We start from the raw sequence: 9,465 nt of genomic DNA on the forward strand, positions 1-9,465 counted from the left end.
CGCGTCCGTCCGCCTGGTCGGCGGGGTTGCCCACTCGCCGGGCGGGCCGGAGCGGCGCGGTCGGCGGCGCGCCCGCCGGGCTGCTGCCGCACGTCCGCCGGACGCGGCGCGGCGTGCCGGACGGGCCGCGGCGGAACGCCCGACGTCGACTCGATGACGACGCCCAGCACCGTCGAGCCCGCGTGCACGACCTCCGCGTACGCCTGCTGCAGGTCCTCGCGGGTGGTCACGCCGTCCTGCACCACGAGGACGACCGTGTCGACGAGCGTGCACAGCGCCTGCGTGTCGGCGTCGTGCACGTCGGGCGCGTTGACCAGCACGAAGTCGGCGCGGTCGCGCAGCGTGTCGACGGCGTCGCGCATCCGCGGGCCGCTGAACCGGTGCGCCGCGGCGGCCGGGTTCGTGCCGCGCGGCAGCAGCCGCAGCTGCGACTCGGCGTGGATCAGCAGCGCGGCCGGGTCGGTCCCCTTCAGCAGGATCTCCGCCAGGCCCTTGCCGGGCGGCAGCCCGAACGACGCCGCCGGGTCGGGCTCGTCGGCCGTCGCGTCCACCAGGATCGTGTCCGACCCGGCGTAGGCGAGCGCGACCGCCAGGTTCGTGCCGGTCGTCGACGTGGTCGTCGCGGGCGTCGCGGACGCCACCAGCATCGTCAGCGGCGTCGCCTGGATGTTCGCGACGATGCCCGACCGCAGCCGCCGGTACGCGTCGCCCGCCGGGGTGCGCGCACCGTCCGCCAGCGCGAGCTCGCCGCCCGCGCCCGGCGGCACGATGCTGAGCACCCGCAGCCCCAGCGCCTCGACCTGCTCGGCGGTCCGCAGCCGCCGGTCGAGCCGCTCGCGGGTCAGCACCAGCGCGAGGCCGAGCAGCGCGCCCGCGACGAGGCCGCCCGCGCCGAAGATCCCGATCCGCTTGACGCCCGCGCCGCCCTTCGCCGCCGCCGGGTTGATCACCTGGCCGGGGGCGACGGGCGTGCTGCTGACGTCGTTCTTCTGCTCGTCGATCACACCGAGCTGGTTGGCGTAGGCGGTGATGCGCTGGCCCAGCAGGCTCTGCTGCGCGGCGGACGCGCCCGCGAGCTGCCGGTTCGCCGCGGTCATGTTCTCCTGGACCTTGGCGGCCTGCTCCTCCAGCTTCTTCAGCTTGCCGTCGATGACGGCCTGCGCGCGCTGCTGCCGGTACTTCAGGTACGCCTCGGCGAACGCGCGCGCGCCCGTCTCGGCCGCGTCGCCGCTGCCCGCGCTGTAGACGATGTTCAGGATCTGGGTGTTGGGCGGGACGACGGTCGACACGCGGGACCGGAGCGTGGCGATGTCCTCGCCCTTGAGCTTGCGCTGGACGAGCTCGGCGACCGCGTCGGTCTGCACGAGCTGCGCCTCGGTCTCCAGGTTGATCAGGTCGTCGCCGCGCCCCTCGGGCGAGTACGGGTTGCCCTCCAGCGGCGACACCAGCACCGACGCGGTCGCCGAGTACTCGGCGGGGAGCAGGACGCCGGCGCCGACGCCGACCACCGTGCCCGCGACCACGAGGGCGATGAGCAGGCGCATGCGGCGCCGGAGCATCGCGACCAGCTGGCCGCGTGCCTCCGCCGAGTGCTCAACCGCCACATCGATTCCCTTCGCTCGACTCGCTCGTCCTGAGCCGGGTCGTCAACGCCATGACTTTATCTTCCGTTCACGTTCGATGGTCCCGTGTCAACGGCCGGCCGGCTCGGCCAGGATCAGCCCCCGCGCGGGGACGGCCGTTTCCGCCAGCACCGAGATACCGCGGGCGACCTCGACGTCGATGGTCGTCTCCCGTTCGGCGACCACGACGGTCAGATCGCAGAACGTCGCCAGTGTCAAGGTGTCCACACTGTCCAGTTCGGGCCCGGTGATGATCACGATCTCGACCTCCGCGCGCGCCCGCGCCACCGCTTCCCGCAGGCTCCGGTCGCCGTCGGTGATCCGCACCGTGCGCCGCGTGCAGTTCGCCGTCTCCGGGAACGCCCGCGAGGTCTGCACGTCCGCGTCCGTCCCGTCCGGGGACAGCACCAGCAGCATGGAGGACGCGCCGCCGTTCGCGCACAGCCGCGCGAGTTCCCGCGCCACCGGCATCGCCGCCGCCGCGGGCGCACCGGCCAGCAGGACGCACCGGGCGTCCTCGTCGAACACCAGGTTGCGCAGCCGCCGGCACGTCCCGTCCCGGTCGGCGTCGCCGGGCGAGGTGCTGCCGAACACGGGGATGTCGGTGCGCAGCACGACGCCCTCCTCGTCGCGCATCCGGCGCGGGCGGCGGTCCCGCAGCAGCGCGAGCGCGAGCGCCAGCGCCAGCCCGGCCGGCCGCGCCGGTGGACAGCGCGACGTCCCGGCGCCGGTTCTCCGTGCGCTGCGGCATGTTCGCGTACCGGATGATCTCGCCGCTGTCCAGGTCGGCGCCGTCGATCGCGGCGAGCTGGTTGCGGACCTCCTTGAGCTGCTTCTGCACCGCCTGCCGCCGGGTCCGCGTCGTCAGCTGCGACTGCGAGGCGTTCTCGTCCGGGAACGCCTCCAGCTGCTCCTTCAGCAGCGACTCGCGGCGGGCGAGCGACTCGCGGTTGCGCTGCCGGACGCCGCCGAGGATCTGGTGCCGCAGGTTCAGGTACGACTCGCCGACGACCGCGGCGCCGTCCCGCGCCTCCTCGGGCGTCGGCGCCGCCACGCCGATCTCCAGGACGCGCGTGTTCGGCGGCACCGTGACCGAGATGCGGCCGCGCAGCACCGCGGGCGACGCGCGGAACCCCGGAGCCGTCGCCAGCCGCGCGATGACCTGGTCGGACCGGACGAGCTGCGCCTCGGTGTCGACCGTGGACGGCCGCGGCTCGCGCGTCTCCTCCTCGTCGTCGCCCGGCCCCTGCAGCTGCCCGATGTGCAGCGGCACGCGCGGCGCCAGCACGTTCACCGTCGACACGTAGCTCTTGGGCGCCAGGACCGCGGTGAGCAGCCCGCCGCCGCCGAACAGGACGGGCAGGACGACGAACAGCACGAGATGCCGGCGGGCGAACCGCGTGTACCGGGTCAGCGGGACCGCGTCCGGGTCGCGGACGATCGGTTCCCGAGGCCCGCGGTTCGGCCTGGAACGCCCGCGGCGCGGCCTCATCGCCGCCAGGGCGGCACCTCGCCCAGCAGGTCCGCCAGCCGCTCGTCGTAGGGCAGGAAGTGCTCCTCCAGCCGCGCGCGCAGCGCGTCCGGCATCGGCGAGCGGGGCCGCGCGTTGGTCTGCTCGAACGCGGCCGGGTGGACGCGCGGCAGGCCGAGCCGGTCCAGGATCCGGTCGTACACCGGCTCGGGCGTCGCGAAGAAGTCCTCCGCGAAGACCACGATGACGCGGTCGCGGCCGAACAGTTCGTACAGCGTCTCGATCTGCTCGACGTACTGGCTGCGGTCGAGGTACGCCTGGTGGCGGTGCGCGTGGCTCAGGTAGCCCGGGTCGGCGACGATCTTGTCGACCTCGCCCTTCAGCCGTTCCGGCTCCAGCTCCAGCGCCCGCTCGAACTCCTCGGTCTCGAACCCGCGCATCAGCTCGTGCCGGTGCGCCGAGTAGGCCCGCTCGACGGGGTCGCGCAGCGTCGCCAGCAGCGTCACGCCCGGCAGGTCCGCCGCGATCCGCCGCGGCGCCGCCGGATGGTGCATGTAGTAGCCCGCGGACTCGAACGCGATCGGCTCGACGCCGTCCAGGCCGGCCGCCTCCAGCCGCTTGCGGGCGGCGGCGCGGCGCGGGAAGTGCCCCTGGTACCAGGCGAGGCCCCGCCGGTACTCGACGTCGAAGTAGTGGACGCCCTTGTGGAAGTTCGGCTGGACGAGCGCGGGATGTTCGGCGAGCGCCCGGAACAGCGACGTCGTCCCGCCCCGCTGGGTGCCGACCATCAGCAGGCCGGGCAGCATGCGGGCGTCGGCGGTGAGCCGGCCGACCGTGCGGGTCGCGCCGCGCCCGGCCTCCTTGAGCCACTGGGGTGCGTCGCGGCGGGAGATCACGGGCGTCCTCCGATGGGCTGGGCGGTGTGCTCGGCGAGCAGGTCGAGCAGGCCGTCGGCCTGGGCGCGGACCGCCTCGCCGCGCGGTCCCGTGCCGGCCCGCTGGTAGCGGCAGCACAGCGCCAGCAGGTAGAGGTCGAGGGTGGCCTCGGCCGCCGCCGCGGACAGGCCGAGCGGGGCGAGGACGTCCGGCGCGTCGCCGGGGCGCCGCGCGTACGGGGACGGACCGGGGCGCCGCGTCCGCTCCTGCAGACGGTAGTGCACGAGGTCGAATCCGAGGGGCACGCGCCGCTCGAACCGCTCCCAGTCCCACAGCCGCAGGACGCCGCGGTGCCAGGCCATGTTCCACGGCGTCCAGTCGCCGTGCCAGGCGCCGAAGTCCAGGTCGAGGGCGCCGTGCCGGGCCCCGATCTCCTCGACGACGGCGGCGAGGCGACCGGCGCGGCCGGGATCGTCGAGCGCGGCGGGGGTCGCCCGGATCGCCTCCCAGAACCCGCTGCCCGCGAGCGGCTCGCGGGCCGGGCCGTCCACGGCGGCCAGCGCGCGCATCGCGTCGACCGGCGCCTCCTCGCGCGCGCGCGCCGCGCGCGCTCCATCGGCAGCGGCGACAGCACGAGCAGCGTCATCCCGTTCCACTCGCCGTGGTGCAGGACGCGCGGGACGTCGACGCCCGGCAGCGGACGGTCCGCGAGGAGTTCGAGCGCGGCGGCTCGTCGGCGATGAGCGCGCGCGTCGCCGCGTTGTCGCCGACCTTGACGAACGCGGCGGCCCGCCCCTTCGGCGTCAGCACGTGCAGGATCGGCTTGCGGTTCGCGCGGGCCGCCGGGCCGAGCCCGATGACGACGACGACGTCGCGGCCGAGGAGTTCGCCGAGCCGGTCCTCGATCGACGGGCCGCCGCCGCGCACGGTGACGCGGTCGCGGAGCGTCCGGCCGGGCACCCCCGGTGCGGGCCGCCGCCGCGCCCGCCGCCCGCGCGACGCGCTGCTTCGCGGTCAGGTCGTGGCTGTAGCGGCGCAGCGCGGCCGCCGCGACGCCCGGACGTCCGGCCGGCAGCAGCAGGCGCGGCGCGGCGGCGTTCGGCAGGAAGCGCAGCTCGCGGTCCGCTCCGCCGCCGGGGGAGCCGCCGGGGAAGGAGACCTCCGCCCCGGGCCACAGGTCGGCGACGGTCTCCACCCAGGGACCCGCGACGTCGCTCATGACGCGGCCTCCGCGACGTCCGCGCGCTTCGCGGCGCGCGCGTCCCGTTCGGCGCGCCACATCAGCGCGACCGCGATCATCACCGTGTACAGCGGTACCTCCACGATGTCGTAGACGAAGAGGAAGAGCCCGGACGCCACCAGCACGCAGCATCCGGCGAGCGAGTAGGCCGTGTGGTCGCGCCAGTGCCGGCCGAAGCGCTTCAGGAAGAATGCCAGGAACGCGAGGGTGCCGCCGATTCCGTGCGCGAAGATCAGCAGCCACAGGTGGCCCTGGGTGCCGAGCGGAGGGACGGCGCACGCGTCGCAGCCCGGCCGGGACCCGCCGCCGACCGAGTTGAAGTTGCCCTGGACGTCGCGGGTGGAGCCGAACCCGACCAGCGGGGAACCGGTCACCGTGCTGCGCACCGTCTCCTCGGCGAGCTCGACCCGCCGGTTGTTGCTGTGCGGGTTGTTCAGCCGGTCGCTGATCATGGCGGGCAGCGGCGAGAACGCGACGACGATCGCGCCGACCGCGAGCACCGCCGCCGCCCGCGTCGCCATCTTCCAGCCGCCCGCGATGACGATCGACAGCGCCGCGTACCCGGCGATCAGGGCGAGCGCCAGCCACAGGCCCCGGTTCAGCGAGTACACCACCGGCCACAGCGACATGACCAGGATCGTGACCCCGGCGACCCGCTTCGTCCCGCGCGCCCGCGCCACCCACGTGATCAGGAAGAACGGCAGGAACAGCGCGTACGCGGCGCCCCAGGTGTTGGCGTAGGCGAACGGCGCCATCGGCCGCGCCTGCTCGTACCCGAGGATCGCCTCCACCTCGGCCGTCTTCGGGTGGACGATGTCCTCGATGAACGCGTTGGACGACAGCGCCTTCGGCAGCAGCATCTCCACCGGCGACGTCAGCTGCAGCGTCGGCATCAGCAGGCCGACCATCCCGCCGACCGTCGTCACGATGAACATGATCCCGAGCAGGTTGCCGATCTTGCCCGTGGGCAGCTCGCGCTCGTCGGTGTTGCCGATGTAGAGCAGCACGATCGTGCAGGCCAGGTACCACGCGTACCGCCACGCGAACACCAGCAGCCGTCCGGCGCCGCCGCTCTGCTGGGTGCCCGGGACCTCCGCCCACAGCGTCGCCACCCCGAACAGCACCCAGACCAGGAACACCAGCCACGCGCCGAAGCCCCGCGGCGTGACCAGCCGGTCGCGGCGGCGCCACAGGTACACCCCCATCGGCACGGCCATGATCATGAAGATCAGCGCGCCGAGACCGAGCAGCCACCACAGCGGGAACAGCAGGAAGATCGCGGTCAGCGGCCAGCCGGGCTTCAGCCGGACGATCGGCGGGTTCGTCCGCGGGCCGGGCAGCCGGGGCAGGTCGGGCGCCGGGCCCCGGCCCGGCGCGTCGTCCACCGGGAGACGTGCTCCCGCGCGGCGCCCAGCGGAGGAACGCCTCGCCACCGTGCCGGCCACGTGCCCTCCCTTTGCCCGCCGAAGTACTGGATCCTAACCGCCGCATGGGGATGGGCCGGATGTCCGCATGATGCACGACCTGTGCCGTCCCATGTGGCCACCTTCGGCAATGCGGGTGAAATGTGGGGGATCGCGCGGAACGGCAGGGGCCGCAGGCAGTAGAGTTGCCCGGCTCGGAGCAGTCGCTCCGGAGGCCCGTGAGGCAGGGCGCGTCGGGGATGTCGTTCGTTGACGGTTGAGGAGAACACGCGTGCGCTGGAGAAGACTGTGCACCTTGGCGACGGCGGCGGCGCTGGCCGCCACCGGAATCGGCGTCGCCGGGATCGGGACGGCCGCCGCCGCCCCCGGAGGCACGCTGGTCAGCGAGAACCCCGTTGATTTCACCCCGCAGGTCCAGGACGGCGCGGTCAACTCGATCGTCCAGGTCGGCGACACCATCTACCTCGGCGGCTCCTTCACCCAGGTGAAGGAGGCCGGCGCGAACAAGCCGGTCGTGAACCGCGCCCGGCTGCTGGCCTTCGACGCCACCACCGGCACGCTCGACACGACCTTCGACCCGGTCGTCGACAAGGGCGAGGTCGACGTCGTCCTGCCGTCGGCCGACGGCGAGAGCCTCTACATCGGCGGCAGCTTCAGCGCCGTCGACGGCCAGACCCACCGCAAGCTCGCCAAGATCGACGCCGCCACCGGGCAGCCCGACGCCGCGTTCCAGGCGGACGTCAACGCCAAGGTCCGCGACCTGCGGCTCGTCGACGGGCGCCTCTACGTCGGCGGGAACTTCACGCACGTGAGCGGCGTGGCGCAGGCGGGCATCGCGACGCTGAACCCGAACACCGGCGCCCGCGACGCGTACTTCGACCTGCCGGTCACCGGGCAGCAGAACGGCGGCACCACCGCCGTCATCAAGATGGACGTCTCGCCGGACGGCTCCCGCCTCGTCGGCGTCGGCAACTTCACGTCCGTCGGCGGCCAGTCCCGCCCGCAGATCTTCATGCTCGACCTGACCGGCGCGCAGGCGCGGCTCGCGAACTGGCAGACGGTCCGGTACGCCGCCGAATGCTCCACGTCGTTCGACACCTACATGCGCGACGTCGACTTCGCGCCCGACGCTCGTTCTTCGTCGTCACCACCACCGGCGGCCACCGCGGCGTCTAGCGAAGATGTGCGACACCCAGGCCCGCTGGGAGAACGTCGCCAACGGCACCGGCAAGCAGCCGACCTGGACGAACTGGACGGGCGGCGACACCACCTACGCCGTCGAGGTCACCGGCGACGCCGTCTACACCGGCGGCCACTTCCGCTGGGCGAACAACCCGTACGCGTCCGACAAGGCGGGCGAGGGCGCCGTGGCGCGCGAGGGCATCGCCGCCCTCGACCCGCTCACCGGCCTGCCGTTCACCTGGAACCCCGGCCGCGCCCGCGGCATCGGCGTCTTCGACATCCTCGCCACCGGCCAGGGCGTGTGGATCGGCAGCGACACCGACATGGCGGGCGGCGAGACCCACCAGAAGATCGCGATGTTCCCCGCCGCCGGCGGCACCGCGCTGCCGGTGCTGGAACCCGGCGAACTGCCCGGCGAGGTCTACTACGCGGGCGGCGTCGGCACCGGCGCGCAGAACTACCTCAAGCACCGCTCGTTCGACGGCGCGCCGCCGGAGCCGAGCAGAACGGCTCCACCGCCGGCGTCGACTGGCGCAACGCCCGCGGCGGATTCATGCTCAGCGGCCGCCTCTACTACGGCGGCTCCAACGGCGGCTTCTACTCCCGGACGTTCGACGGCACCACGCTCGGCGCGCAGACCGCGATCGACACCGCCGACCGGCTCGTCCCGATGAGCACCTGGCACTCGCAGGTCGCCTCGATCCAGGGCATGTTCTACTCGGACGGCAAGGTCTACTACACGCGCGGCGACGCGGCGCTGCACTACCGGCACTTCACCCCGGAGAGCGGCGTCGTCGGCGCCGTCGAGTACACCGCGACCAACAACCTTCCGGCGGTCGACTGGCGGACGGTCGGCGGCATGTTCGTCTCCGGCGGCAAGCTGTACTACGTGAACAACACCGACGGGAACCTGCGGGCGATCGCCTTCACCGCGGGCGTCCCGGGCGGCTCGCCCGTCGTCGTCGACGACGGCGACTGGCGCGGACGCAGCGTGTTCCTGCACGCCGCCGAGCCCAACGGCGCGCCCGCCGCCGCGTTCACCCGCACCTGCACCGGCCTCGACTGCGCCTTCGACGGCTCCGCGTCCACCGACGGCGACGGCACCGTCGAAACCCTCGCGTGGAACTTCGGCGACGGCGAGACCGGCTCCGGCGTGACGCCGGAGCACACCTACACCGAGGCCGGCGAGTACACGGTCAAGGTCACCGTCACCGACAACCGCGGCGGCACCGACACCGCCCAGCAGAAGGTGACGGTCGCCGAGGACCAGGTCCCCGTCGCGTTCCGCGGCACCGCGGGCTACAACGAGAACACCTCCGGCGCCGCCGTCACGGTGCCGTCCGGTGTCCAGGCCGGGGACGCGATGCTGCTGTTCGCGACCATGAACACCGACTCGTCCGACATCACCCCGCCCGCCGGGTGGACCGAGGTCGGCACGCAGACCAACGGCAACTCCCGCTCGACCCTCTGGCAGAAGGTCGCGGCGGCCGGCGACGCCGGGACGGCCGTCACCGTCGGCCTCGAAGACATCGCCAAGGTCAGCCTGCGGCTCGTCGCCTACGCGGGCACCGCGTCCTCGCCCGTCGCGGCGTCGGCGAAGGCGACCGACAGCGCGACCTGCCTGCCGCCCGCGCCGTGGATGCCGACGACG

General features: G+C 73.8%; 8 protein-coding genes. 2 read left to right on the forward strand and 6 right to left on the reverse strand.

The window, feature by feature from the left end; all coding sequences use genetic code 11:
* Together BJF79_RS23270 and BJF79_RS23275 are read right to left on the reverse strand one after the other, a co-directional pair.
* On the reverse strand, positions 1-1,604 hold a 1,604-nt coding region (locus BJF79_RS23270; RefSeq protein ID WP_075900419.1), incomplete at its 3' end, for a Wzz/FepE/Etk N-terminal domain-containing protein.
* A gap of 87 nt (positions 1,605-1,691) precedes the next feature.
* Positions 1,692-2,237, reverse strand: a complete 546-nt coding sequence (locus BJF79_RS23275; protein WP_143220105.1) for a CpsD/CapB family tyrosine-protein kinase — start codon at positions 2,235-2,237, stop codon at positions 1,692-1,694.
* A gap of 89 nt (positions 2,238-2,326) precedes the next feature.
* Between BJF79_RS23275 and BJF79_RS23280 the strand changes: the two genes are divergently transcribed.
* Positions 2,327-2,929 carry a hypothetical protein gene (locus BJF79_RS23280; protein ID WP_075900423.1) on the forward strand — a complete coding sequence of 201 codons (603 nt, stop codon included), beginning with the start codon at positions 2,327-2,329 and terminating at the stop codon, positions 2,927-2,929.
* A 181-nt stretch (positions 2,930-3,110) separates the two neighbouring features.
* Here BJF79_RS23280 and BJF79_RS23285 read toward each other — a convergent pair whose 3' ends face one another.
* The 4 genes from BJF79_RS23285 to BJF79_RS23300 all read right to left on the reverse strand — a co-directional run bounded on the left by BJF79_RS23285 (position 3,111) and on the right by BJF79_RS23300 (position 6,653).
* Positions 3,111-3,989, reverse strand: a complete 879-nt coding sequence (locus tag BJF79_RS23285) for a sulfotransferase (RefSeq protein WP_075900425.1) — start codon at positions 3,987-3,989, stop codon at positions 3,111-3,113.
* A complete protein-coding gene (locus tag BJF79_RS61255) occupies positions 3,986-4,537 on the reverse strand; it encodes a hypothetical protein (RefSeq protein ID WP_075900427.1) in 552 nt (183 codons plus the stop codon). The genes BJF79_RS23285 and BJF79_RS61255 overlap by 4 nt, the downstream gene beginning before the upstream one ends.
* Before the next feature lie 73 nt (positions 4,538-4,610).
* Positions 4,611-4,928, reverse strand: a complete 318-nt coding sequence (locus BJF79_RS61260; protein WP_075900429.1) for a hypothetical protein — start codon at positions 4,926-4,928, stop codon at positions 4,611-4,613.
* Between the two features lie 255 nt (positions 4,929-5,183).
* Entirely contained in the window at positions 5,184-6,653 is a 1,470-nt protein-coding gene (locus BJF79_RS23300; RefSeq protein ID WP_262402459.1) for an O-antigen ligase family protein, read from the reverse strand.
* Positions 6,654-6,903: 250 nt separating this feature from the next.
* On the opposite strand from BJF79_RS23300, the gene BJF79_RS53625 reads away from it, so the two are divergent.
* Positions 6,904-9,465, forward strand: a 2,562-nt coding sequence (locus BJF79_RS53625) for a PKD domain-containing protein (protein WP_158079264.1), incomplete at its 3' end; no start/stop codon positions are given.

Origin of the sequence: Actinomadura sp. CNU-125, from assembly GCF_001942465.1 — a bacterium.
Classification (GTDB): domain Bacteria; phylum Actinomycetota; class Actinomycetes; order Streptosporangiales; family Streptosporangiaceae; genus Spirillospora.

Bases quoted from the DNA above. Each gene is read 5' to 3' on its own strand.
- BJF79_RS61255 (WP_075900427.1), bottom strand. From the start codon at position 4,537: ATGCGCGCGCTGGCCGCCGTGGACGGCCCGGCCCGCGAGCCGCTCGCG.